Here is a 24,223-nt window from a genome sequence, read left to right as displayed (position 1 = left end):
CCTTCCGCTCGGGCCACCCACGCAAGAGAACGGAATCCCATCGTGCTGACCAGTGAGAACACCACCACCCTGCCCGCCAGGGGCATACCCGCCGACCCCGACGCCCCGGTCCTCGAACTGCGCAGCGACATCAGCGTCGACCTGGTCGACCACTCGGCCAGCGACCTGAGCGTGGTCCGCGCCGCCCGGGTCTCCACCGTCGGCGACGACGCGCAGTACGAGACCAAGGGCGACGGCTATGTCGCCGGCCTCATCGACTACCTGATGAAGAGCCGGCACGGCAGCCCCTTCGAGCACAACTACCTGACCTTCCTGATCACCGCGCCGATCTTCACCGTGCGGCACCTGATGCGCCACCGCACCTGGTCCTTCAACGAGGAGAGCGCCCGCTACCGCGAGCTGCGCCCGGTGTTCTACGTGCCGGACGCCGACCGGCTGCTGCGCCAGGAGGGCAAGCCGGGCCACTACACCTACGTCGCCGGCGACGGGGACGACCACCAGCTGGTGACCGAGGCCTCGGCCGCGGTGTACGCCAAGGCGTACCAGGAGTACACCGGCATGCTGCAGGCCGGCATCGCCCGCGAGATCGCCCGGATGGTGCTGCCGGTGGCCACCTACTCCTCGGTCTACGCGACCTGCAACTCCCGTGCGCTGATGCACTTCCTGAGCCTGCGCACGGCCCGCCCCGACGCGACCTACCCGTCCCACCCGCAGCGCGAGATCGAGATCGTCGCCGAGCAGATGGAGAACTCGCTGCAGAAGCTGATGCCGCTGACCCACGCCGCCTACGAGGCCCACGGCCGGGTCAGCCCGTGACCGGCCTGGCGGTCACCGTCTACGCCGGATCGTCCCTCGGCAACGATCCCCGCTTCGCCAAGGAGACCGAGCTCTTCGCCCGCGACCTGGTGGCGGCCGGCGCCGAGATCGTCTACGGCGGCGGCAGCGTGGGCCTGATGGGCGTCCTCGCCGACACCGTGCTCGCCGCTGGCGGCCGGGTCACCGGGGTGATCCCGCAGTCCCTGGTGGACGCCGAGGTCGCCCACCTGTCGCTGACCGAGCTCAAGGTCGTCGGCTCGATGCACGAGCGCAAGAACGAGATGGCCCGGCTGGCCGACTGCTTCGTGGCGCTGCCCGGCGGCCTCGGCACGGTCGAGGAGCTGTTCGAGGCGTGGGCCTGGCTGATCCTCGGCCACCACGGCAAGCCGGTCGCCCTGCTCAACACCGCCGGCTACTGGGACCCGCTGCTGACGGCCGTTCAGGCGATGGCCCGGGCCGGCTTCATCGGCGCCGAGGAGGCCACCTCGCTGGTGGCGGTCGACAGCGCCGAGGAGCTGCTGCGACTGGTCGACAGCTGGACCCCGCCCGCCCCGCGCTGGGCCTGAGAGGAGAGAACCGATGGCACCCACTGCCACCCGGCCGAGCGGTACCTCGGCATCCGACGCGGTGGTCACCCTGGTCGAGGGCTACGTCCCGGTGATCGACCTGAGCAGTGCCCGCGGCGGCGGGGCCGAAGCCCGGCTGTCCGTCGCCCGGGCGCTCGGGGAGGTCTGCGAGACCAGCGGATTCCTCGCCGTGGTCGGACACGGCGTCCCGGCCGGCACCATCGCCGAGATGTACCGGGCCACCAGGGAGTTCTTCGCGCTCCCGAACGCGCGGAAGACCGCGCTGGCGAGCAGCGCCGACGACCCGCTGATGCGCGGCTTCGGACGTCAGGGCAGCCTCGCCGCGTCCAACCCGGACGCCTCGGTGGCCGAGGAGCGGGCGCTGCCCGACCTGTCCGAGACCTTCACCTACAACCGGCTCGGCGAGCCCGGCGCGGCCCAACTGCCGCCCGGTTCCGACCCGTTGCTGACCACACCGAACAAGTGGCCGGAGCTGCCGGGCTTCGCCGAGGCCTACCGGCGCTACTACGCCGCGATGGAGCAGCTGGCGCAGGAGGTGATGCGGCTCTTCGCGCTGGCCCTGGACCTGCCGGAGACCTGGTTCGACGACAAGATCGACGACCATATGACCAATCTGACCGCCAACTACTACCCGGCCCAGGCCGTTCCGCCCGAGCCCGGCCAGCTGCGCAAGGGCCAGCACAGCGACTGGGGCAGCCTGACCATCCTCTACCAGGACGGCGCGCCCGGCGGGCTGCAGGTGCTGGACAAGGCGGGCGAGTGGCTGGACGTCCCCGCCGTGGACGGCTCCTTCGTCGTCAACATCGGCGACCTGATGGCGATCTGGACCAATGACCGCTGGGTCAGCACGGTCCACCGGGTGGTGAACCCGCCCCGGGAGCAGTCCTCGCGGGAGCGGTTCTCGGTGCCGTTCTTCCACCAGCCGAACTACAGCGCGCTGATCGAGTGCATTCCCACCTGCGCGGGGCCCGGCAACCCGCCGCGCCATCCGGCGGTCCGCTCCGGCGAGTACATCATGGGCAAGTTCCGCCGGGCCTACGGATGACCACGACCAGCCGTCTGATACTTCGTCAGCAACCGAACGGAGAGGCACATCATGGATGAGAGCATGGTCATTCCCGCGTTCGCCGGACTTCCCGGCGCCGCACGGCTCGACCGGAGCTTCGACGTGGACCGGCTGGTGGCCGACCTGGCCCGGCTGCGCCACGAGACCTGGAGCCGGCAGCGCAGCTACGGCACCGACGGGGTCACCACGGTGGCCGAGGTCGACTGGCGGATCCTGCCGCTGCGCAGCATCGACGGCTCGATCGAGCGCACCGACCCGGGCGGCCCCGGCCTCGGCGACTTCCAGGACTCCAGCTGGCTGGACGACGCCCCGTACCTCGCCGAGATCCTGGCCGGGCTGCCGGCCCAGCTGCGCGCGGTGCGGCTGATGGCCCTCGGCCCCGGGGCGAAGAGCTGGGTGCACTTCGACAACAAGTACGGGCTGGCCTGGGGCACCGTGCGGATGCACATCCCGATCGTCACCTACCCCGAGGCCAAGCTGTTCATCGAGGGCGAGCTGCACCAGTGGCAGCCCGGCACCTTCTGGTTCGGCGACTTCACCCGGATGCACCAGGTGGAGAACACCGGCACCGAGACCCGGGTGCACCTGGTCATCGACGCGCTGCCGAGCCGGGAGCTGCTGGAGCTGTTCCCGGCGGAGTTCCGCACCCCCGAGGTGCTGGAGCAGATCCTGATCGGCCGCCCGACGCAGGCCCTGGACCAGGCCGACGCGGCCCGGCTCCCGGTCCGGTTCCAGGTCCCCGAGTCGTTCACCGACTGGGAGGAGGCGGACGGCGAGTTCCTCACCCCGCAGAAGCAGCTGGCGGCGGCGGTGGAACTGCGGGACGGCTCCCCGGTGCTGCTGCTGGACGGCGAGCCGGCCTTCGCCCTGGTCCACCTGGGCGAGCAGGAGTTCCGGCTGGCCGGCTGGACCGAGGAGCGGACCGTGCAGCTGCCCTCGGCCGAGGGCGCCCAGCAGGTGCGGCTGCGGACCCGCCGGGGCAGCGCGGTGCGCGAGCTGGCGGTGCCGGTCGAAGCGGCGTAGCTGGTTCTCGCTGAGTCGTCCCGCGGCGCTGGTGCCGCGGGACGACTCAGCCTGCGTTCGGGCTCAGGGCGTCGGCGACTGCGGCGGCGAAGCCGTCGGGGTTCTCCAGCATGATGTTGTGTCCGCAGTCCGGCACCGGCACCACGGCGACCCCCGCCGCCCGCAGCCCGGCCGCGTCGGCCGGTTCGCCGAGGCGCTCGGGGTACAGGAAGCTGCGCGGGATCTTCAGTTCGAGGAGTTGGGCCCGCATCGTCGGCTCGGTCCCCCGGGTCAGGTGCACCGAGCTGCGGTGCAGCGCCACCCGGTCGGTCAGCCGCATGGTCGCCCACCAGTGCGGCCCGACCACGTCCCTGGTCTCCCGCCAGCCGTCGGCCAGGAACTCCTGCTCGGTGAACCTGGCGATCCCGCCGCTGCCGGGGCCGGGCCCGGGCGTGATCGGGTCCAGATTGGCGTCCACCAGCACGAGTTGCGACACCAGTTCGGGATGCCGGGCGGCCAGCACGATCGCCACCGCGCCGCCCATGCTGTGGGCGATCAGCTCGGCCCCGGCCACCCCTGCGGCGCCCAGCGCGGCGGCGACCGCGTCCGCGTGCGCCTCCAGGGTGTAGGAGAAGTCCGTGGGGCGGTCGCTGATGCCGTGGCCCAGCAGGTCCAGCAGCAGCGTGCGCCGGCCGGCCAGCGCCGGGTGCACGGCCGTGGCGGCGAAGTAGGGGGCGGAGCTGGCGCCCAGACCGTGCAGGTACACCCGGGCGGGTTCGCTGCCGGGGAACTCCACCCACCGCAGCAGATCGCCGTCGGGAGTCACCGGGGCATGCAGCATTCGACGTTCCGTCCCTCACTCGCTGGTTCCGCTCCGTCGGCGGAGTCTGCGGGCACCACGCTACAGCGGTGGGGCGGCCGAGCCGCGGTCAGCGGAAGCTGCGCGCGGCGGTCAGACCGCCGTCGACCGGGAGGACCACCCCGGAGACGTAGGAGGCCCGGTCGCTCAGCAGCCACGCCGCCGCCTCGGCGATCTCGGTCGGACGCGCGGTCCGCCCCAGCGGCACCGCGCGGGAGACCGCGGCCTCGAACTCGGGTCCGGCGTCGAACCAGTCCTCGGTGGCCGAGGTCCTGGCCACCCCGGGGGCGATGGCGTTGGTCCGGATGCCGTGCGCCGCGTAGTCGGCGGTCGCGGCCCGCACCAGGCCGATCAGCCCGTGCTTGGCGGCCTGCTGGGTCCCGTCGCCGAAACCCCCGAGCAGCCCGCCGACGCTGCTGTTGACGACGATCGAACCGCCCCGGCCGGCCGCGGTCATGGCCCGCAGCTGCGCTCGCAGCGAGAGCCAGCTGCCGCGCAGGTTGACGCTGTGCACCGCGTCCCAGTCCGCCTCGGTGCGGTCGGCCAGCGGGGCCGGAAGGGGGCCGGAGCCGGCGTTGTCGAAGGCCGCGTCCAACCGTCCGTACTCCTTGAGCGCGGCCTCGACCGGGGCCTCGGCGCCCTCCGCGGTACTGATGTCCGCCGCCACCGCCACCGCCGTGCCGCCCGTGGCCCGCAGTTGGGCGGCGAGCCGCCGCACCTCGGAGCCGGTGCGGGCGGTCAGCACCAGCAGCGCGCCCTCGGCGGCGAACAGCCGGGCCGCGGCGGCGCCGATGCCGCGTCCGGCGCCGGTGATGATCGTGACCTTGTCGTCCAGAAGTCCCATGGTGCGAGCTTGGCCTGACGGACCGTCCGGTACCAGCGGCCGGGGCTTCCGCGGACCTGGGATCCAGGGAACGCCAGGTCCTGGATGGCGTCCGGCGGATGTGGCAGCGTGGGCGCCATGTCCGACACCCCGCTGGGAGCGTTCCTGCGCGCCCGCCGCCGACGCCTGGCCCCGGCCGAGGCCGGCCTCCCGGCCGGGAGCCGCCGCCGCACCCCCGGGCTGCGCCGGGAGGAGGTGGCCGCGCGGGCGGGCATCTCCACCGACTACTACGCCCGGCTGGAACAGGGCCGCCAGCGGGTGCCCACCGGACCGGTGCTGGACGCGCTCGCCGCGGCACTGCTGCTGGCCGACGCCGAACGGGTCTACCTGCACCGGCTGGCCCGGCAGCAGGGCCGCCCCGGGCCGCGGCCGGCCGGCCCCGCGACGGTCTCCCCGGTGACCCGCGCCCTGCTGGACACCCTGGACGGCACCCCCGCCTTCGCGGTCGACCACCGCTTCGACCTGATCGCCTGGAACTCGCTGGCCTGCGCGCTGCTGGGCGGCCTCGACACCCGTCCGGTCCATGAGCGCAACCTGCTCTGGCAGGTCTTCTGCTGCCCCTACAGCGCGCGGACGCCCGCCAACCGGGAGGCGGTCGACTCCATCGGCGCCGACCTGGTGGCCGGGCTCCGCGCCCACCACGCCGACCGGCCCGGCGACCGGAACCTCGCCGCCCTGGTCGCCGGGCTCTCGGCGGAGAGCCCGGCCTTCGCCGCGCTGTGGGCCCAGCACCGGGCCGGCGCGCGGCGCGCGGGGGTGGCGCAGATCCTGCACCCCGAGCTGAACCACGACACCTTCCCGTACACCACCCTCGCCCTGCCCGACCCGGACCAGCTGCTCTTCGTCTTCCTCGCCCCGCCCGGCAGCGAGGCCCGCGACGTCTTCCGCAACCTGAGGACCGAGGACGCGCCGACCCGCCGCTGAGCAGCGCGGCGAGATCGGTCAGCCGCGCCCTGTCCGAGTGCGCCTGGCCGGACCTGAAGCGGTCGGCGCTGATCCGGGATCGCGACACCCTGCCGCAGCACTCGCTTCACAATCACCGGCGAGGATGGGGGCAGGGAGCCGCGTGCAGGGCCGCCGGTGGGGGTCGGCCCTGCACGCCTCCGCATTCCCTGGGGTCAGCCCCGCCCGGACCCGCGCTCCAGCGCCGGAGGGCGCATGGTGATCCTCGCCGCGAGCCGTTCGCGCAGCTCGACCAGGCGGGCGATCTCGGCGTCGAATGCGGCCAGCCGCTGCTCGATCACCGGCGTGGTCGAGGTGCAGGCGCCCTCGGGCCCGCCGCAGGGCGGCAGGTCCTCGGCGTCCAGCAGGTGCAGCCGCTCGGCGCAGCCGCGCAGGTCCTCGATGGTCATGCCCAGCGACAGCAGCTGCCGGATGGTCCTGACCCGGGCCACATCGGTCGGCCCGTAGAGCCGCTGGCCGGTAGGGGTACGGGCGGGCGGGGGCAGCAGCCCGCGCTGCTCGTAGAACCGAAGGGCCCGGGGTGTGGTCCCCGCCGCTGCCGCCGCATCGCCGATCCGCATCCGCGCTCCCCCTCGTTCGCTCACGGTTCGCTACAACTCCACGACAACAGTGCCCAGATGCCGCCCGCCGAACACCTCGTGCAACGCCTGCGGGGCGCGTTCGATGCCCTGGATCCGCACCTGCGGAAAGCTGATCTCCCCGGACCGCAGCCAGCCCCCGAAGCGGGAGTTCCACTCCTCCAGCACGTCCGGGTGGTCCAGCCCGCTGTAGCCCCTGACCGCGATCCGCTTGAGGATCAGCTGGAACGAGTCGATCTCGACGGGCGCGGCGGTGCCGTCGCCCTCCGCCGCGAGTTGCCCGGACAGGGCTCCGACCAGGGCGAACCGGGCCCCCGGCCGGGCCGCCGCGACAGCGGCCCGCAACTGCTCGCCGCCGACGTTGTCGAACAGCACGTCGATGCCGTCCGGCGCGGCCTTCGCCAGCTGCTCCGCGAACGGCTCCGCGCCGCGCACCAGCACCGCGTCGTAGCCGAGCTCGGCGACCATCCGCTCGGCCTTCTCCGGCGAACCGGTGCTGCCCACCAACCGTCCCGCGCCCAGCAGTCGGGCGATCTGGCCGGCCAGCGAGCCGACCGCGCCGGCCCCGCCGGTGACCAGCACGGTGTCGCCCGGCCGCAGCTCGGCCGCCCGGGTGAGCGCACCGTAGGCGGTCCAGCCCTGGGCCAGATGCGCCGCCGGATCCGGCAGCAGGTCGCCCAGCGGGGTGCAGCCGGCCACCGGCACGGCCGCGTACTCCCGCCAGCCCAGCCAGTGCGAGACCAGCTCACCGCTGGTCAGTCCGCTCCCCGCCGGGGCGGAGACCACTTCGCCGACGGCCGCTCCGAACAGGGTGTCCCCGGGGAACAGGGCCGGGAACGGCGTGTCCGTCAGACCACCGCCGATCACCGTCCGCAGCGCGGCCGGGACGTGGAAGAGCCGGTTGCGCACCAGCGCCTCCCCCTCCCCCGGGACCGGCAGCGGGGCCTGCACCAGGCCGAAGTGCTCCGGCCGCGGCAGGCCCCGCTCGGGCAGCGCGGTGAGCCTGATCTCACGGGAGGTACGGGGAAGGTCGGACACGGTGCTGCTCCTCCATCGGGACGGACGCGGTGGCCGTACGGGCGTCGCCGTAAGCCGCGGTGACGCTAACCCCTGACCCGCGGGTCAGCGTCAAGCCCTCCCGGATCGCGACACACTGCCGCAGTACCCCGTTCACACATGTCCGTCAGGATCATGGGCGATACCCGAGAACTGATCCCTCGTTAAGGAGTCGACATGGCGGTTCAGGAGATCGACCGGGTGGGCTTCGTCCAGCGGTGGGAGGAGTGGCACCGCGGCCACGAGCAGGTGCTGGCCGACCCGCACGGGTTCCTCGCCATCACCAGCCTGCGCTGGCTGGACCAGGAGCCCACCCGCTTCCCGGACGCGCCCGGCGCCTGGTCGACCACCGCAGAGGGCGTGCAGGTGCAGCTGGACCAGGGCGAGGAACTCGTCGTGGACGGTGCCGCGGTCCACGGCCACCACAGCTTCGGTGTGATCGCCGAGCGGGCCAGCGTCTACGTCACCGCCGGGGACGCGGTGATCGAGGTCGCCAAGCGCGGAGGGCACGACATCATCCGTCCGCGCCACCCGGAGAACCCGCTGCGGGTCGGCTTCACCCACACCCCGGCCTACGAGCCGGACCCGCGCTGGTCCCTGACCGGCCGTTACCTGCCCTTCGAGACGCCCCGGCCGACCACCGTGGGCGCATCGGTCGAGGGCCTGCAGCATGTCTACGACGCGCCCGGGCAGGTGGAGTTCGAGCTCGACGGCGCCAGCTACCGGCTGACCGCGTTCAACGGCCGGCAGCCCGGCAGCCTCCAGGTGCTGTTCACCGACGCCACCTCGGGGGTGACCACCTACGCGGCGAACCGCACCGTCTCGGTCGCGGCGCCCGACGCGGACGGAACGGTCACCATCGACTTCAACCGGGCGTCCAACCTGCCCTGCGCCTACACCGATCTGGCGACCTGCCCGCTGCCGCCCGCCGAGAACCGGCTGCCGGTCCCGGTCGAGGCCGGGGAGAAGATCCCGTACCAGCGGCTGCACGGGTGAGGCCGGCCCGCTGCGCCCTTCAGGCCAGCAACTGGCCTACCAGGGGTGCGAGTTGCTCCACCTCGATCAGGAAGGCGTCGTGCCCGTACGGCGACTCGACCACCCGCAGGCGGTCGGCGCCCGGGAGCGCGTCGGCGAGTTGGCGCTGCCACCGCAGCGGATAGAGTCGGTCCGAGTCCACTCCGGCGACCAGCGCGGGCATGGTGGCGCGGCGCAGGGCGGCCACCGTGCCGCCGCGTCCGCGCCCCACGTCGTGGCTGTTCATCGCCTCGGTCAGCACCACATAGCTGCCGGCGTCGAAGCGATGCACCAGCTTCTCCGCGTGGTGGTCCAGATAGGAGCCGACCGCGTAGCGGCCCCCGTGCCAGGGGTCCTCCCCCGGCTGGGCCGCCGAGCCGAACCGGGTCTGCAGTTCGCCCGGGGCGCGGTAGGTGAGATGCGCGATCCGCCGCGCCGTGCCGAGACCGCGGTGCGGCCCGTGCCCTGGGCCGGCGTCGTGGTAGTCGCCGCCGTGCCAGCCCGGATCGGCGCGGATGGCCGCCAGTTGGGCGTGGGCCCAGCCGATCTGCTCGGCGTCGGAGGCCGCGGGGCAGGCCGCCAGCAGCAGCGCGCCGACCCGGTCCGGACGGCCCACCGCCCACTCCAGCGCCCGCATTCCGCCCATCGAGCCGCCGAGCACCAGGGCCCAGCGGTCGATCCCCAGCGAATCGGCCAACAGCGCCTCGGCGTCCACCTGGTCACGGACCGTCAGAAACGGGAAGCGGCTGCCCCAACGGGCGCCGCCGGGACCGGGCGAGGACGGACCGGTGCTGCCCTGGCAGCCGCCCAGCACATTGGGCGCGACCACGAACCAGCGGTCGGTGTCCACCGCCCGGCCGGGACCGATCAGCCGGTCCCACCAGCCCGGCGTGGGATGCCCCGGTTCGACCCCGCCCGCGACATGGCTGTCGCCGGTCAGCGCGTGCAGCACCAGCACCGCGTTGGAGCGGTCCGGCGCGAGCCGCCCCCAGGTCTCATAGGCGATCCGGACCTGCGGCAGCACCCCGCCCGCCTCCAGGGCGACCGGCCGCTGCGGTGCGACCCACTGCCGCCGTCCGACCGGATCGCCCTGCTGCCAGGCCCCGGTGGCGGGCGGCAGCGCGCCGTCCGCCAGCGGGGCCTTCGAGTGCGCGGGCAGGGTCAAGCGTCAGTCCCCTGAGCGGAGTCGGCGGCCACGGCGCCCTTGGCGGCGCGGAAGCCGGCCTCCAGGTCGGCCTTGAGGTCGGCCAGGTTCTCGATGCCGACCGAGAGCCGGACCAGGCCCGGCGTGGCGCCGGTCGCGGTCAGCTCGTCCTCGCCCAGCTGGCTGTGGGTGGTGGAGGCCGGGTGGATGATCAGGCTGCGCACATCGCCGATGTTGGCGAGGTGGCTGAACAGGCTCACCCCGTCCACGAAGCGCTTGCCGGCCTCCACCCCGTCCCGCAGTTCGAACGCCAGCACCGCGCCCGCGCCGCGCGGCAGGTAGCGCTGCCCGGCCTGGTACCAGCGGCTGGACGGCAGGCCCGGGTAGTGCACCGCGGTGACCTCGTCCCGGCCCTCCAGCCACTCGGCGATGGCCTGGGCGTTTGCGGTGTGCCGCTCGATCCGCAGCGACAGCGTCTCCAGGCCCTGGATCACCAGGAAGGAGTTCAGCGGGGCGATGGCCGGGCCGAGGTCGCGCAGCAGTTGCACCCGCAGTTTCACCGCGAACGCCGCGGCGCCCAGGTCGGGCCAGTAGCGCAGGCCGTGGTAGGACGGGTCGGGCTCGTTGAAGTCCGGGAAGCGGTCGGCGTGCACCCCGTAGTCGAAGGTGCCGCCGTCCACCACCGCGCCGGCGATGGCGGTGCCGTGGCCGCCGAGGAACTTGGTCGCCGAGTGCACCACGATGTCGGCGCCGTGCTCGATCGGGCGCAGCAGGTAGGGGGTGGGCACGGTGTTGTCCACGATCAGCGGCACCCCGGCGGCGTGGGCCACGTCGGCGACCCCGCGCACGTCCAGCACATTGCCGCGCGGGTTGCCCAGGGTCTCCGCGAACAGCGCCTTGGTGTTCGGCCGGATCGCGGCCCGCCAGGCGTCCAGGTCGTCCGGGTCGTCGACGAAGCCCACCTCGATGCCGAAGCGCGGCAGGGTGTGCCGGAACAGGTTGTAGGTGCCGCCGTACAGGGAGGTGCTGGAGACGATGTGGTCGCCGGCGCCGGCCAGGGTCAGGATCGCCAGGGTCTCGGCCGCCTGGCCGGAGGCGGTCGCCACCGCGGCCACGCCGCCCTCCAGTGCGGCGATGCGCTGCTCCAGCACGTCCTGGGTGGGGTTGTGGATCCGGGTGTAGATGTTGCCCTCTTCGGTCAGCGCGAACAGCCCGGCCGCGTGGGCGGTGTCGCGGAAGACGAAGGAGGTGGTCTGGTAGATCGGTACCGCGCGGGCGCCGGTGGCCGGGTCGGGCACGGCGCCGGCGTGCACCTGCTTGGTCTCGAAGGACCAGCCGGAGCTGTCGGCAGGGGTGGAATCGGTGGGAGAGCTCACGTGGATGACTCCAGTCACGGGTGGGCGGCACGCAGCGCAGGACGGACCTGCGGGTACGCCAAAGATGGCTCACGTCAAGGGAGTTGAGGCAAAACTGCGGATCCGCACAGGAAGTGGTGCGGCGGCCCAGGAGGCCGGATCCGCCGTCGAGTCAGCGGGGCGTACGACACCCGGTGCTGGTGCTACGCCCGTAGTCCACGTGGCGGCGGCTGACAAGGACGGTCATGTGCGTGAGGATAGCCCAGCCAGGTCGGCGGCCGGGCCGCATCACGACAATTGGGTCAGCGCGCGGCCGGCCCCAGCCTGGCCAGGGTGTCCAGCAGCCGGGCGCGGTCGGCCAGGACCTCGGGCGGCAGCGACACATACAGCTGGACGGTGGTGACCCCGGGCCGGTGGTAGCGCAGGATGCGCTCCCGGCACTGCTCCGGCGAGCCGCTGACGAACAGCCCGTCCACCACCTCGTCCGGCAGCGCCCGCTGCGCGCCCTCGGGATCGCCGGCGGCCCACAACTCATGCGACTCCCGCAGCAGTTCGCCGTGGCCGAGCCACTCGTGGAACTTGCGGTAGGGCTCCCGGTTGAGGATCCAGGCCAGGAACGGACGGGTGGCCCGGCGCGCGTACCCGGTGTCCTCGGTGGGGCAGACGAAGACCTTGACCACCAGCTCCTTCCCCGGCGGCTGCGGGCCGACCGCGTCCAGCACGGTCGGCACGTCCTCGGGGAACAGCAGGTTGGTGATCGCCCCGTCCCCCTCGGTGAAGCCCAGCCGGAGCATGCCCGGGCGCAGCGCCCCGAGGATCACCTTCACCGGTTCCACCGGCGGGTGCGGCAGTTGGTAGCCGGCGATCGAGAAGGTGTCGAAGTCGCCGGAGACATGTTCCCCGCGCAGCGCCCGGGTGACGAACCGCAGCACGTCCCTGGTGCGCTTGAAGGGTTCGTCGAAGGGGATCCCGTTGATGTCGGCGACATGCGCCGGGACCGAGGACCCGAGGCCGAACAGCACTCTGCCGGGCGCCAGTTGGGCCAGTGTGGCGGCCGTCTGGGTGAGTACCGCAGGGCCGCGGGTGTGCACCGGGACGATGCCGGTGCCGATCCGCAGCGACGGCGACCAGGCCGCCGCCGCGGCCAGCGGGGTGAAGGCGTCGGTGCCGCCGCCCTCGGCGGTCCAGACGTCGGTGTAGCCGAGGTCGGGCAGCCGCTCGACCAGGGAGCGGTGCCGGTCGAGGGTGAGTCCCGGGAGCGGGATGGTGAGTCCCCAGCGGGGCGGCGGGTCGGACAGGGCCGTCATGGCGGTTCCCGTTCTCTTGTGCGACAGGTCGGCGGACTGCTTGCGGGGTCGGCGGACTACTTCTGGACCCAGACCGAGGTCAGGTCGAGGAACCAGGACTGCGGCTGGACGAAGCCGTGGACCTTGGGCGAGAGCGCCCTCGGGTTGCGGTCGTTGACCACGAAGAGCCAGGGCGCGTCCTCGGTGACCCGGTCCAGTGCCCGGGTGTAGTCCCGCTGCCGGGTGCCCTGGTCCAGCGAGGACGAGGCCGCCGCGAACAGCCGGTCCACCGCGGGGTCGGAGTAGTGCCCGGTCCAGAACGGGCTGCCGCTGCCGAGGAACAGCGGCAGCAGGGTCTCGGACTGGAACAGCGTGGTGGACTGCGCCAGCGCGTCCGATCCCAGCGCGACCTTGCCCTTGGCCTCGGCGCCGAGCAGGCCGGACCAGTCGGTGGTGCGGATCTTCACGGTGATCCCGACCGCCGCCAGGTCCCGCTGGATCGCCTCGCTGATGGGCACCGGCAGCAGGTTGCCGGACCCCGCGGTGGGCACCGTGACGGTGGTGCTGAATCCGTGTGCGAGACCGGCCTGGGCGAGCAACTGCCGTGCCTTGGCCGGATCGTAGGAGTAGAGGTTGCCGGCCGGGTCGTAGGCGAGGGTGCCCTTGGGCGCGGCCTGGTAGGCCGGTCCCGCGGTGCCGTGCAGCAGGTTGTCGGCGATGGCCTGCCGGTTGATCGCGTAGTTGGCGGCCCGGCGGACCCGGAGGTCGTTCCAGGGGGCCTTGGACTGGTCCAGGATCCAGTACCAGACGTGGTCGTAGCTGTTGCTGTCCACCACCGCCCCGGCCGAGGTCAGGCTGTCGATGTCGTCCGGGTTGGGGTAGTCGATCAGATTGACGTCGCCGGAGCGCAGCGCGGCGGTGCGGGCCGCCGGGTCGGGCAGGGACTTGACCACCAGCCGGTCGAGCTTGGGCGCCCCGCGCCAGTAGCTCTTGTTGGCGGTCAGGTCGATCTCCTGGTCGCCCTGCTCCGAGGCGAAGGCGAACGGTCCGGTGCCGACCGGGTGCTGGGCGAAGCCGGAGTTTCCGTACTTCCGTACGGCGGTGGGGCCGGCGATCAGCAGATGGGTGAGGTCGTCGGTGAAGTGCCCGTTGACGGCCTTGGTCACCAGCACCACATGGTCGGCGTCCAGCTTGCGGTACTGGGTGATGTCGCCGCCGTACTCCTGCGCGGCGGCGCCCAGCGCGTCGGTGTAGTAAGGACTGCCCTTCTTGAAGTAGCGGTCCAGGTTGAAGATGACGGCGTCGGCGTCGAAGGGGGTGCCGTCCTGGAAGGTGACGCCCTTGCGCAGGGTGAAGGTCCAGGTCCTCCCGTCCGGAGCGGTGCTCCAGGAGGAGGCCAGGGCGGTGGTGACTGGCGCGGGCTTGTCGGTGGCCGAGAGGTCGTAGCGGGTCAGGCCCTCGTAGATCTGGAAGCTGACCAGGCTGGTGCCCTCGTAGCCGGCCCCGCCGAGGATGGTGTCGGGGTTCGGCAGCGTCCCGGTCGCGCCGACCACCAGCGTCCCGCCCCGCCCGGAGGCCGCGGGGCCGGTCGGGGCGGTGCCGGAGCCGCAGCCGGCGAGGGCAGTGAGGCAGAGGGCCGCGGTCAGCACGACCGCTCTGGAACGGACACGGGTACGGCGGGGGTACGGCATGGTGGCTCCTCGGTTCTCAGTGCGGGGGAACGGACGCGGAGAGGGGGTGTCTGACGGATATCCGCGGATGAAGGAGCGGTGTCCGGTGCGTGCGGTCGCAAGGCGGCGGAGCGCCCTTGTAGCGGAGCTACCAGGGCGGTTCGGCAACGCGGCGAGCGTGCGTGCCGGGCGACGCGACGCCGCGGAGATCCGTCAGACACCCCCTAGCAGTGCTCGGGTGTAGGGGTGGGCCGGTTCGTCCCAGAGCCGGGCGGCCGGCCCGTGCTCCACGACCCGGCCGTGGCGCAGCACGGACACCTGGTCGGCGAGGTGCCGGACCACGGCCAGATCGTGGGAGATGAACAGATAGGCCAGGTCGCTGTCCTGCTGAAGCTCCGTCAGCAGGTCGAGCATCCGGGCCTGGGCGCTCCGGTCCAGCGCGGAGGTGGGCTCGTCGCAGACCACCAGGTCGGGTTCGGTGGCCAGGGCCCGGGCGATGGCCACCCGCTGCACCTGGCCGCCGGACAGCTCGCGCGGATAGCGGCGGGCCAGCCCGGGATCCAGCCCGACCTGCCCGAACAGCGCCGCCGTCCGCTCGGCCCGCTCCCGCCGCGGGACGCCCTGGGCGGCGAGCGCGAGGGAGACCGCGGCTCCGGCCCGCAGGGCGGGGTTGAGCGAGCCGCGCGGGTGCTGCGGGACGAATTGCAGCCGGGCCCGGGTGCCCCGGGCCGCGCGGCCCCGCAGCCGGTGCGGGTCCTGGCCGTCGAAGCGGACCGTACCGGAGTCGGGGGCGATCAGCCCGAGGGCCAGCCGGGCCAGCGTCGACTTGCCCGAGCCCGACTCCCCCACCAGGCCAGTGGTGCGTCCGGGGTCCACCCGCAGGCTGACCCGGTCCAGGGCGGTGACCCCGCCGGGGTAGATCTTGGTCACCTGCTCCAGCGAGAGCAGAGGTACGGTCATCGGCGGGCTCCCGGTTGTGCGGCCACCAGCGCGGCGGTGAACGGGTGGCCGGGGGCGGAGAGCAGTCGCTCGGCCGGACCGGTCTCGACGATCCGTCCGTCCTGCATCACCGCGATCCGCCCGCCGGTCCTGCGGGCGACGCCGAGGTCGTGGGTGACCAGCAGCAGGGCGATGCCCCGCTCGCGTCGCAGCCGGGCCAGCAGTTCCAGCACCTGCGCCTGGACCAGCGCGTCGAGCGCGGTGGTCGGCTCGTCGGCGACCAGCAGCTCCGGCCCGCAACTGATCGCCAGGGCGATCGCGGCCCGCTGCCGCAGCCCGCCCGACAGCTCATGCGGAAAGCTCCGGGCCACCCGGTCCGGATCCGGGACGCCGACGGACTCCAGTAGGCCCGGCACGGCGGCGCGGGCGGCCCGCCGACCGTCCGCGCTGCCGTGCCGGCGCAGCAGCTCGGTCAGCTGCGGCCCGATGCGGCGCAGCGGATCGAGCGAGGCGGTGGGATCCTGCGGCACATAGCCGATCCGGCGGCCCCGGATCCGCGACAGCGCGCGTTCGTCCAGGCCGAGCAGGTCGGTGCCGTCGAACAGGATCCGTCCGGTGACCCGCGCCGATCGTCCGGGCAGGCCGAGCACGGCCCTGGCGACGGTGGTCTTGCCGCTGCCGGACTCGCCGAGCAGCACCAGCGCGTCACCGGGGTCCAGCGAGAGGCAGATCCGGTCCGCCGCCAGGACCGTTCCCCCGGGGTTCGGGTGACGGACCGTCAATTCATGTGCCTGCAGCAGCGGGACACTCATCGATGCATCCCCTTGCGCAGTGCCTCGCCGAGGGAGTTGAAGACCACCGACACGGCCAGGATCGTCAGCGCCGGTACGGCGGCGACCTCCGGGTGGGTCAGCAGGGCGGGACGCAACTCGTCCAGCATCGCGCCCCATTCGGCGGTCGGCGGGCTGACCCCCAGGCCGAGGAAGGACAGACCGGCCGCGTAGACGACGGACAGGCCGACCAGCGAGGAGCAGTAGACCAGGACCACCGGCGCGACCACCGGGACCACCTGGCGGACCGCGACGGCGACCCGCCCGGCGCCGCTCACCCGGGCGGCCTCCAAGTACTCGGCGCTGCGGATCCGGCGCACCTCGGTGAAGACCACCCGGGCCACCGCCGGGGTGAGCACCACCGACAGCGAGAGCACCACCGCGCCGAGTCCGTTGCTGAGCATCGCGGCCACCGCCAGCGCCAGCAGGATGCCGGGGAAGGCGTAGAGCACGTCCAGCGAGCGCAGCAGGGCCTGTTCGGTGGCCCGGCCGCCGAGTCCGGCGGTGATGCCCAGCGCGCTGCCGAGCACCGCGGCGATCGCCACCGGGGCGAAGCCGCCGATCAGCGAGGGGCGGGCGCCCCAGATCAGCCGGCTGAGCAGGTCCCGGCCCTGGCCGTCGGTGCCCAGCGGGTGGCCCGGGCTGCCCGGGTCCAGCAGCCGGGCCTGCAGCGTGCCCGTGGTCGGGCCGTAGCGGGCGAGCAGCGGCGCGGCCAGCGCCAGCCCGACCAGCAGCACCGCGAGCGCCAGCGGGACGGCGAGCCCGATCTGACGGCGCAGCAGCGCGGATCCCGGGACGGTGGGTGTCATCAGTTCCGCACCCGTGGGTCGATGGCGGCGTGGGCGGTGTCGACCAGGATGTTGATGCCGACGAAGGCGGTCGCCACCAGCAGCACCCCGCCCTCGATCACCGGCAGGTCGCGGGCGGACAGCGCGTGGTAGAGCAGCTGCCCGACGCCGGGCCAGGAGAACAGCGTCTCCACGAACACCACTCCCTCCAGCAGGTAGGCGAGTTGCAGGCCGCCGATGGTGAGCAGGGCGGGCGAGGCGTTGTGCAGGCAGTGCCGCAGCACCGCCGCCCGGCTCAGGCCGCGGGCCCGCAGGCTCTCGGCCAGCTCGCCGGACAGCACCGAGGCCAGCGCGGCGCGGAACACCCGGGCGGTCAGCCCGAGCGGCACCACCGCGGCGGCGACCGCGGGCAGCAGCAGATGGCGCAGCAGATCGGCGGTCCCGCCGCTGCCGAAGGCGTCCTGGGTGCCACCGGCCGGCAGCCAGCGCAGCTGGACCGAGAACACGGCGATCAGCAGCAGCGACACCGAGTACTGCGGGGCCGACACCGCGAGGGTGCTGAGCGCGCCGGAGAGCCGGCCGGCCGGGCCCTGCGGGCGGACCGCGCCGAGGCCGCCGAGCAGCACCCCGCCGACCAGGACCAGCAGGAAGGCGCAGGCTGCCAGCAGCAGGGTCTGGCCGAAGGCGGGCAGCAGCAGGTCGGACACCGGGCGCTGGGCGGAGATGGAGGTCCCCAGGTCGCCCCGGAGCGCGTGCCACAGCCAGACCGCGTAGCGGACCGGCAGCGGCCGGTCGAGGCCGAGCCGCCGGGTCAGCGCCGCGCGGGCGGCGGGCGGTGCGCCCGGCCCGAGGAAGTTGCCCACCGGGTCGCCCGGCACGAGGGCCACGGTGGCGAAGACCACGACGGTCACCCCGAGCAGGGTGGGCACGGCGAGCAGCAGTCGCCGCAGCAGAAACCGTCTCATCGCGGAGTGTCTCCGAGGGCGGGCATGGGAGTCCTTCCGGACGGGGCGGGACGGGGTGGATGCCATGAAGGTCGCAGAGGCGGGCCGACGGTAGCCAGTCAGGCGTTCATGCGGGTAGCAGCGGTCATAGGATCAGCGCGGTGGCGCCCTTGACCTGCGTCGAAACGCCCAACTACGCTCACCCGCACGCACGTGCCGCGGCAGCGGCTCCCCCCGCGGACCTGCGGCCAGCTTTCGCGCCGCAGGCGAGCAGCGGGCTCGCGGAGACGGCGGCAGGGCGACCGGGTCAGCTTGACGCCGTTCCGCCTGCAGCGGACGCAGAGCCGCCCCTCCGTGCCCTGCCTCCCACACCGGCCGCTCCCCCGCCCCGTTCCTCCCCGTCCACCGAAGGGCTTCGCGTCATGCCAACTCCCCTTGCCGGGCCGGAGCTCGGCGCGTTTCTGCGGGCGCATCGGGAGTTGCTCAAGCCCGCCGATGTGGGCCTCGTGGCCACCGCCCGGCGGCGCACGCCGGGCCTGCGCCGGGAGGAGGTGGCCTCGCTCTCCGGCGTGGGCCTGGCCTGGTACACCTGGCTGGAGCAGGGCCGGGTGACCGCCTCCCGGCAGGTGCTGGAGGCGGTGGCGCGGGCGCTGCGGCTGGACCCGGCCGCCCAGCGGCACGCCCTGCGGCTGGCCGGGTTCCACGAGCCGGTCGGGCCGTCCGAGGACGGGCCGACCGCCCGGCTCGCCGACGCCGTGCAGCCGGTGCTCGACTCCTGGCCGACCAGCCCGGCGGTCCTGGTGGACCGGAGCTTCGACCTGCTCAGCTGGAACGCGGCCTGGAGCGCGCTGTGGGGCTCACCGGACTCGGTGCCCGCGGACCGGCGCAACCTGTTGTGGCTGATGGCGGCGGACCCGCGGCTGCACAGCGTGCTGCACGACTGGCAGCCGCTGGCGATGAACGTGTTCCAGTACTTCCGGGCCCAGGCCGGCCTCTCCCTCGGCGCTCCCCGCACCGGCGAGGTCTACCGCCGCCTGGACGAGGACGCGCCGGAGCTCCGCCACTGGTGGGGATGCCACTCGGTGGCGGAGCTGACGGCCCGTACGATCACCGTGGAGCCCGCGGGCCCGGGCCCGATCCGGCTTTCGCTGTCCTCGTTCCGCCCGGTGGACGACCCGTCGGCCCTGGTCCTGCTGTTCACCCCGGTCACCGCCGAGGACCGGGCCGGGATGGACGAACTGACGAAGGATCAGAGCAGTGGGCGGACGCACTCGGCGAAGGTGTACGCCTCCTCCAGGTGCGGGTAGCCGGAGAGTACGAACTCGTCCACGCCCGCCGCGCGGTACTCGTCGATCCGCTCGGCGACCTCGTCGTGGCTGCCGACCAGGGCCGTGCCCGCGCCGCCGCGGACCAGGCCGATCCCGGCCCAGAGGTTGGGGGCGACCAGCAGCCGGTCCCGGGAGCCGCCGTGGAGTTCCAGCATCCGGCGCTGGCCCACCGACTCCAGTGCCTGCAGCCGCTGCTGCCCGGCGGCGATCTCGGCGTCGTCCAGGCCCGCGATCAGTGCCTCGGCGGCCTGCCAGGCCTGGGCCGAGGTGTCCCGGCTGACCACGTGGATCCGCAGCCCGAACCGCAGGGTGCGGCCCTGCTGCTCGGCCTTCGCGCGGACCCCGGCGATCTTCTCGGCCACCAGCGGGGCGGGTTCGCCCCAGGTCAGATAGGTGTCGGCGTGCCGGGCGGCCAGGTCGAGGGCCGGGTCGGAGGAGCCGCCGAAGTAGACCCGGGGGGCCGGTTCCGGCGGACGGCGCAGCTGGGCGCCGTCCAGCTGGTAGTGCTTGCCGTGGTAGTCGAAGGACTCGCCGGTCCAGGAGGCCCGGACCACGTCGAGGAACTCCTCGGCCCTGGCGTAGCGCTCGTCGTGTCCCAACTGGTCGCCGTAGCCGCGCTGTTCGGCGTCGCTGCCGCCGGCCACCACATTGAGCAGCAAGCGGCCCCCGGACAGCCGCTGGAAGGTGGCCGCCGTCTGCGCGGCCAGCGCGGGTTCGACCAGGCCGGGGCGGAAGGCCACCATGAACTTCAGCCGCCGGGTCCTGGCGATCAGCGCCGCCGTGACGATCCAGGCGTCCTCGCAGTGCGCCCCGGTCGGGGTGAGCACTCCCTCGTAGCCCAGGTCGTCCGCGGCTTCCGCGAGTTGGGAGAGGTAGGCCAGCGTGGCCGGACGCTCCCCGGCGCCGGCGGCGGATCCGCCGCCGGTGGCGCCGATGCCGGTGCCGTGGACCGAGCCGCCGAGTCGGCGACCGTCGCCGCCGGTCGGCAGGAACCAGTGGAAGGCCGTCTCCGGCCTGGTGGTGGTCACAGTTCTGTCCCCTCTCCAGGTGTGCGTTCCCGGCCCAGCGCGAATCTGCGGGCGCCGGGCGCGCCCGTCACCAGTTCGGCGGCGAGTGCGCCGATGGCCGGGGCGAACTTGAAGCCGTGGCCGGAGAATCCGGCCAGCACGGTGACCGGGCCGTCCCGGTCCACCACGAAGTCGTGGTCGGGGGTGATGGTGTAGAGACAGGTGGTGGCCGTCGGCGCGGTGCTGTCGACGCCGGGGAGCCACCGCTCGGCGTAGTCCTGGACCCGGCGCAGGGCGGCCGGGTCGATGCTGCGGTCGCGCCGGTCCGGGTCGACGGTCGGGCCGACCGCGTGAAAGCCGATCTTCACCCCGTCGGCGCTGCCCAGTCCGTACACCCCGGCGGGGTCGGTCAGTCGCGCGCCCGGGTGGTGGATGAAGCTGGGCCAGACCAGGGCGTCAGGAGCGGTGGGCCGGGCGGGGAAGTGCACCGGCTGCTCCTGGGTGACCCGCAGCGGCGGGATCCCGGCGACGGTCTGCGCCGCCAGGCCGGGGGCCCAGCCGCCGACCGCGACCACCGCGGCGTCCGCGGACAGCACCTCGCCGTCGGCGGTGACCACCTCGACCCGGTCGGTGCCGTGCCGGAGCAGCTTCTCCACCCGCACCCCGTGCCGGACCACCGCGCCCCTGGCCGCGGCGGCCTGCTGGAAGGCGGTCACGGCGCGGTCGGCGTGCACCCGTCCGGCCGCGGCGTGGAAGAGCACGCTGCTGTCGAAGCGCAGGCCGGGCCAGCGCTCCCCGGCCTGCTCCGGGGTGAGCACCCAGGCCGCGTGGCCGGCGATGCGCAGCTCGGCGTAGAGCGCGTCGATCGCCTCCGGCGGGCCGTGGTCGACCGCGCCGGTCAGCTCCAGCACCGCCTGGCCCGACTCCTCCTCGACCTGACGCCAGAGCGGGAGCGCCCGGGCGGCCAGCGAGACGTAGAAGGGGTCGGCGTAGGCGAGCCGGAAGATCCGTGAACTGCCGTGCGAGCTGCCCTCGGTGTGGCCGGGGGCGAACCGCTCCAGCAGGGTGACGGCAAAGCCCCGGGAGGCGAGCTCCCAGGCGGCGGCGGAGCCCATGACCCCGCCGCCCACCACGACGACATGTGCCATGACGGTGGTTCTCCTCTTCGCATGGATGGTGGCCGTGGCGGGCGGCGGGGTCGGAGCCGCTCCGTCAGGAGTTGGTCAGCGGCAGTCCGGGCGGGTTGACCAGCGAGCTGGTCACCCCCTCGTTGGTGAGGTTCCAGGCGGCCAGCCACTTGGCGTAGTCACCGTTCTTGATCAGGTAGTTGATGGCGTCCGCGGTCGGCTGGGCCAGCCCGTCCCCCTTCTTGGTGGTGGCCGCGATCAGCCCCTGCAGAGAGGCCCCGGCACCGGAGAACGTACCCGCGTCGCGGGTCGGGTTGGGGGTCTTCGCGGTCTGCGTGACGTGGTACACGACACCGGGGTTGGGGCCGAAGTTGGCGTCGATCTTCCCCGAGGCCAGGGCCAGGTAGGCGGAGTTGTTGTCCTGGAAGTACTTGATCGTCAGCTTCTTGCCCTCGGCCTGGAGCTGGCTCTGCCACTTCAGCAGGATCTTCTCCTGGTTGGTGCCCGCGCCCACCGAGATGGTCTTCCCGGCCAGTACGTGGTAGTCGCCGGTGAAGGTCCAGGTGCTGCTCTTCGGAGCCTCGAAGCCGAGGTTGTCCTGTCGGTAACTGGCGAAATCGTACTTCGTCTTGCGCTGCTCGGTGTCGGTGATGTTGGAGAACCCCAGGTCGTTCTTGCCGCTGTCGAGGCCCACGAACAGGTTGTCCCAGGTCGCGTTGTTGATCACCGGCTTCAGTCCGAAGACCGCGGCGACCAGGCGGCCGAGGTCGGGTTCGGAGCCGGTCAGGGTCTTCTGGTCGGTGCCGACGAAGCCCAGCGGCGGGGAGCCCGAGGGCAGCAGCCCGAGCCCGATGGTCAGCTCACCGCTCTTGACCACGTCGGCGGGCAGCTCGGCCCGGATCGAGGCGACCTGGGCCACGGTGATGCTCACCGGGGTCGCCGAGCCGTTGGACAGGGCGCCGACGGCGACGGTGGTGCTTCCGGCGGGTGCCCCGGCCGCGGCGGGGGTGGTCTTGGAGTCGCTGCTGCTGGCGCAGGCGGACAGGCCGCCGGCCAGGGCTATCAGAGCGGCGCTCAGCGGGATGAGACGGGCACGTCTGAAGGCGGAACTGGACATGGTTCTTCTCCTCTGGTGGTTTAACAGTGAAAGTCAGAGCACCTTGCTCAGGAACTCCCTGGTACGCGGGTGCCGGGGATTGTCCAGCACCTCCGCGGGGGTGCCCTGCTCGACGATCCTTCCGCCGTCGAGGAAGACGACGAGGTCGGCGACCTCACGGGCGAAGCCGATCTCGTGGGTGACCACGATCAGGGTGGTGCCGCTGCTGGCCAGGTCCTTGATGGCCGACAGCACCTCGCCGACCAGCTCCGGGTCGAGCGCGGAGGTCGGTTCGTCGAAGAGGATCACGCCGGGCCGCAGCGCCAGCGCCCGGGCGATGGCCACCCGCTGCTGCTGGCCGCCGGACAGCTGGCGCGGGTAGGCGTCGGCCTTGTCGCCGAGCCCCACCCGTTCCAGCAGCTCCCGGGCCTGGGCCCGGGCCTCGTCCTTGCCGGCCCGGCCGGTGGCCACCGGGGCGGCGGCCACATTGTCGATCGCGGTCAGGTGCGGGAACAGGTTGAACTGCTGGAACACAAAGCCGATCCCGCTGCGCTGGGCCAGGATCGCCCGCTCGCTCAGCTCCTTGAGCCGCTCGCCGTGCCGGCGCACCCCGATCAGCTCGCCGTTGATGCTGACGTGTCCGACGTCCAGCTTCTCCAGGTGGTTGATCGCCCGCAGCAGGGTCGACTTGCCCGAGCCGGACGGGCCGAGGATCACCGCGACCTGGCCGGGCTGCACGGTCAGGTCGACCCCGTCGAGCACCCGGTGCGCGCCGTACCACTTGTGCGCGCCGTGGACCTCCACCGCGGCGGCGGTGGTCGTGAGGGTGGGTGTGGTCATCCGGTCACCGTTCCGAGGTCGGCGCGCTCGCGCAGCCGGCGCAGGCCGGCCCGCAGGCGCTGGACGGGCGTCGGCGGAATCGTGCGCAGCGCTCCGCGGGAGTAGTAGCGCTCCACGTAGAACTGCACGATCGACACCAGGCTGGTCAGGATCACGTACCAGATGGTGGCCACCAGCAGCAGCGGCACCACGTCGCCGGGGTAGGTGCTGCCCATCGTCTCCACCTCGCCGAACAGGTCGAGCAGCGAGACGTAGAACACCAGCGAGGTGCCCTTGATCAGCCCGATCAGCTGGTTGACATAGGTGGGGACGATGGCGCGCAGCGCCTGCGGCAGCACGATCCGGCGGAACTGGTAGCCCTTCGGCAGCCCCAGTGCGGCGGCGGCCTCGTGCTGGCCCTGGTCCACCGACAGCACCCCGGAGCGCACCACCTCGGCGGCGTAGGCCGCCTCGCTCAGGCTCAGCCCGACCGTGGCCACCACCAGCTCGCCGGCCAGCTTGGACTCGTCGAAGCGGAAGAACTCCGGGCCGAACGGCACACCCAGGCTCAACGTCCGGTACAGCGCACCGAAGTTGAACAGGATCAGCAGGATCACGATCAGCGGGATCGAGCGGAACAGCCAGATGTAGAGCCAGCTGAGCCCGCGCAGCACCGGGTTCTTCGACAGCCGGCACACCGCCAGCACGATCCCGCCGAGCAGGCCGAGCACCGCGCTCAGCGCGGTCACCTCCAGCGTGATCACCAGACCGCGCAGCAGCACCGGCCGCAGGAACCAGTAGCCGAACCGGTCCCACTGGTAGAAGGGGTTGCTCACCAGGCCGTGGGCGAACTGGGCGGCGAGCACCAGCGCGACCAGGGTGGCGATCCAGCGGCCCGGGTGCCGCAGCGGGATGACCCGCTGCGCGGCGAGCGAGCGCTGCGACTCGGACGGCCCGGACGACGGGGCGGCCGGGGCGGAGGCAGCGCCCGGTACGGCGTCCTCCGGCGGTCTCTCCGCGGTCGAGACCGCGGGAAGGGGCGGTTCTGTCATCGGTTCGACTCCTG

Annotated in this window: 24 protein-coding genes; 7 read left to right on the top strand and 17 right to left on the bottom strand. The window is 73.2% G+C overall.

The features are described from left to right. The first annotated feature begins 45 nt into the window (after positions 1-45). The 4 genes from thyX to ACEZDG_RS18525 are packed head-to-tail and all read left to right on the top strand — an operon-like array spanning position 46 to position 3,492. Positions 46-816 carry an FAD-dependent thymidylate synthase gene (gene thyX / locus ACEZDG_RS18540; RefSeq protein ID WP_380510985.1) on the top strand — a complete coding sequence of 257 codons (771 nt, stop codon included), beginning with the start codon at positions 46-48 and terminating at the stop codon, positions 814-816. After that, positions 813-1,382 (top strand): LOG family protein, encoded by a 570-nt coding sequence (locus ACEZDG_RS18535; protein WP_380510546.1) that lies wholly within the window; start codon positions 813-815, stop codon positions 1,380-1,382. Before thyX ends, ACEZDG_RS18535 begins: the two co-directional genes overlap by 4 nt. A 13-nt stretch (positions 1,383-1,395) precedes the next feature. Next, on the top strand, positions 1,396-2,448 hold the full coding sequence (locus tag ACEZDG_RS18530; RefSeq protein ID WP_380510543.1) for an isopenicillin N synthase family dioxygenase: 1,053 nt from the start codon (positions 1,396-1,398) through the stop codon (positions 2,446-2,448). A gap of 51 nt (positions 2,449-2,499) precedes the next feature. Beyond that, positions 2,500-3,492, top strand: coding sequence for an aspartyl/asparaginyl beta-hydroxylase domain-containing protein (locus ACEZDG_RS18525; protein WP_380510540.1), 993 nt, complete (start codon positions 2,500-2,502; stop codon positions 3,490-3,492). 46 nt (positions 3,493-3,538) lie between these two features. Here the strand turns inward: ACEZDG_RS18525 and ACEZDG_RS18520 are convergent, their stop codons facing one another. Together ACEZDG_RS18520 and ACEZDG_RS18515 are read right to left on the bottom strand one after the other, a co-directional pair. Then, on the bottom strand, positions 3,539-4,312 hold the full coding sequence (locus ACEZDG_RS18520; protein WP_380510537.1) for an alpha/beta fold hydrolase: 774 nt from the start codon (positions 4,310-4,312) through the stop codon (positions 3,539-3,541). 88 nt (positions 4,313-4,400) lie between these two features. Beyond that, positions 4,401-5,174: an SDR family NAD(P)-dependent oxidoreductase gene (locus ACEZDG_RS18515; protein WP_380510534.1), complete on the bottom strand. Its 774-nt coding sequence runs from the start codon at positions 5,172-5,174 to the stop codon at positions 4,401-4,403. A 117-nt stretch (positions 5,175-5,291) separates the two neighbouring features. Between ACEZDG_RS18515 and ACEZDG_RS18510 the strand changes: the two genes are divergently transcribed. Beyond that, positions 5,292-6,137: a helix-turn-helix domain-containing protein gene (locus ACEZDG_RS18510; protein ID WP_380510531.1), complete on the top strand. Its 846-nt coding sequence runs from the start codon at positions 5,292-5,294 to the stop codon at positions 6,135-6,137. Between the two features lie 194 nt (positions 6,138-6,331). On the opposite strand, the gene ACEZDG_RS18505 is transcribed toward ACEZDG_RS18510, so the two are convergent. Together ACEZDG_RS18505 and ACEZDG_RS18500 are read right to left on the bottom strand one after the other, a co-directional pair. Next, entirely contained in the window at positions 6,332-6,736 is a 405-nt protein-coding gene (locus ACEZDG_RS18505) for a MerR family transcriptional regulator (RefSeq protein ID WP_380510528.1), read from the bottom strand. A 30-nt stretch (positions 6,737-6,766) separates the two neighbouring features. Next, the gene (locus tag ACEZDG_RS18500) at positions 6,767-7,792 is read right to left on the bottom strand and encodes an MDR family NADP-dependent oxidoreductase (protein ID WP_380510527.1); all 1,026 of its coding nucleotides are present in this window, start codon (positions 7,790-7,792) and stop codon (positions 6,767-6,769) included. Positions 7,793-7,987: 195 nt separating this feature from the next. Here ACEZDG_RS18500 and ACEZDG_RS18495 point away from each other — a divergent pair, with 195 nt between their 5' ends. Continuing rightward, positions 7,988-8,806, top strand: a complete 819-nt coding sequence (locus tag ACEZDG_RS18495; protein WP_380510524.1) for a DUF1684 domain-containing protein — start codon at positions 7,988-7,990, stop codon at positions 8,804-8,806. Positions 8,807-8,825: 19 nt separating this feature from the next. Here the strand turns inward: ACEZDG_RS18495 and metX are convergent, their stop codons facing one another. From metX to ACEZDG_RS18455, 8 genes are all read right to left on the bottom strand, one after another. Further along, a complete protein-coding gene (gene metX, locus ACEZDG_RS18490; RefSeq protein ID WP_380510521.1) occupies positions 8,826-9,989 on the bottom strand; it encodes a homoserine O-acetyltransferase MetX in 1,164 nt (387 codons plus the stop codon). After that, positions 9,986-11,344, bottom strand: a complete 1,359-nt coding sequence (locus tag ACEZDG_RS18485; protein WP_380510518.1) for a bifunctional o-acetylhomoserine/o-acetylserine sulfhydrylase — start codon at positions 11,342-11,344, stop codon at positions 9,986-9,988. Before ACEZDG_RS18485 ends, metX begins: the two co-directional genes overlap by 4 nt. 281 nt (positions 11,345-11,625) lie before the next feature. Then, positions 11,626-12,630, bottom strand: a complete 1,005-nt coding sequence (locus tag ACEZDG_RS18480) for an LLM class F420-dependent oxidoreductase (protein WP_380510515.1) — start codon at positions 12,628-12,630, stop codon at positions 11,626-11,628. Positions 12,631-12,686: 56 nt separating this feature from the next. Further along, positions 12,687-14,300 (bottom strand): ABC transporter substrate-binding protein, encoded by a 1,614-nt coding sequence (locus tag ACEZDG_RS18475; RefSeq protein WP_380510512.1) that lies wholly within the window; start codon positions 14,298-14,300, stop codon positions 12,687-12,689. A gap of 192 nt (positions 14,301-14,492) precedes the next feature. Further along, positions 14,493-15,239 (bottom strand): ABC transporter ATP-binding protein, encoded by a 747-nt coding sequence (locus tag ACEZDG_RS18470; protein ID WP_380510510.1) that lies wholly within the window; start codon positions 15,237-15,239, stop codon positions 14,493-14,495. After that, positions 15,236-16,030, bottom strand: coding sequence for an ABC transporter ATP-binding protein (locus ACEZDG_RS18465; RefSeq protein ID WP_380510507.1), 795 nt, complete (start codon positions 16,028-16,030; stop codon positions 15,236-15,238). Before ACEZDG_RS18465 ends, ACEZDG_RS18470 begins: the two co-directional genes overlap by 4 nt. Beyond that, the gene (locus ACEZDG_RS18460) at positions 16,027-16,857 is read right to left on the bottom strand and encodes an ABC transporter permease (RefSeq protein ID WP_380510504.1); all 831 of its coding nucleotides are present in this window, start codon (positions 16,855-16,857) and stop codon (positions 16,027-16,029) included. The genes ACEZDG_RS18465 and ACEZDG_RS18460 overlap by 4 nt, the downstream gene beginning before the upstream one ends. Beyond that, positions 16,857-17,801: an ABC transporter permease gene (locus tag ACEZDG_RS18455; protein WP_380510501.1), complete on the bottom strand. Its 945-nt coding sequence runs from the start codon at positions 17,799-17,801 to the stop codon at positions 16,857-16,859. Before ACEZDG_RS18455 ends, ACEZDG_RS18460 begins: the two co-directional genes overlap by 1 nt. Positions 17,802-18,202: 401 nt before the next feature. Between ACEZDG_RS18455 and ACEZDG_RS18450 the strand changes: the two genes are divergently transcribed. Further along, entirely contained in the window at positions 18,203-19,087 is an 885-nt protein-coding gene (locus tag ACEZDG_RS18450; protein WP_380510498.1) for a helix-turn-helix domain-containing protein, read from the top strand. Here the strand turns inward: ACEZDG_RS18450 and ACEZDG_RS18445 are convergent. The 5 genes from ACEZDG_RS18445 to ACEZDG_RS18425 all read right to left on the bottom strand — a co-directional run bounded on the left by ACEZDG_RS18445 (position 19,030) and on the right by ACEZDG_RS18425 (position 24,209). Continuing rightward, entirely contained in the window at positions 19,030-20,136 is a 1,107-nt protein-coding gene (locus ACEZDG_RS18445; protein ID WP_380510495.1) for an LLM class flavin-dependent oxidoreductase, read from the bottom strand. The two genes, ACEZDG_RS18450 and ACEZDG_RS18445, sit on opposite strands and share 58 nt — an antisense overlap. Continuing rightward, complete coding sequence (locus tag ACEZDG_RS18440) at positions 20,133-21,263, bottom strand: FAD-dependent oxidoreductase (RefSeq protein WP_380510492.1); 1,131 nt, start codon at positions 21,261-21,263, stop codon at positions 20,133-20,135. The genes ACEZDG_RS18445 and ACEZDG_RS18440 overlap by 4 nt, the downstream gene beginning before the upstream one ends. 64 nt (positions 21,264-21,327) lie before the next feature. Beyond that, positions 21,328-22,359 (bottom strand): transporter substrate-binding domain-containing protein, encoded by a 1,032-nt coding sequence (locus ACEZDG_RS18435; RefSeq protein WP_380510489.1) that lies wholly within the window; start codon positions 22,357-22,359, stop codon positions 21,328-21,330. Between the two features lie 33 nt (positions 22,360-22,392). Further along, positions 22,393-23,178: an amino acid ABC transporter ATP-binding protein gene (locus ACEZDG_RS18430; RefSeq protein WP_380510486.1), complete on the bottom strand. Its 786-nt coding sequence runs from the start codon at positions 23,176-23,178 to the stop codon at positions 22,393-22,395. Continuing rightward, on the bottom strand, positions 23,175-24,209 hold the full coding sequence (locus ACEZDG_RS18425; RefSeq protein ID WP_380510483.1) for an amino acid ABC transporter permease: 1,035 nt from the start codon (positions 24,207-24,209) through the stop codon (positions 23,175-23,177). Before ACEZDG_RS18425 ends, ACEZDG_RS18430 begins: the two co-directional genes overlap by 4 nt. Between the last annotated feature and the right edge of the window lie 14 nt (positions 24,210-24,223).

The organism is Streptacidiphilus alkalitolerans (genome assembly GCF_042511045.1).
In the GTDB taxonomy this organism is placed as follows: Bacteria; Actinomycetota; Actinomycetes; order Streptomycetales; family Streptomycetaceae; genus Streptacidiphilus; species Streptacidiphilus alkalitolerans.
This window is presented reverse-complemented; position numbering and strand designations above follow the sequence as displayed.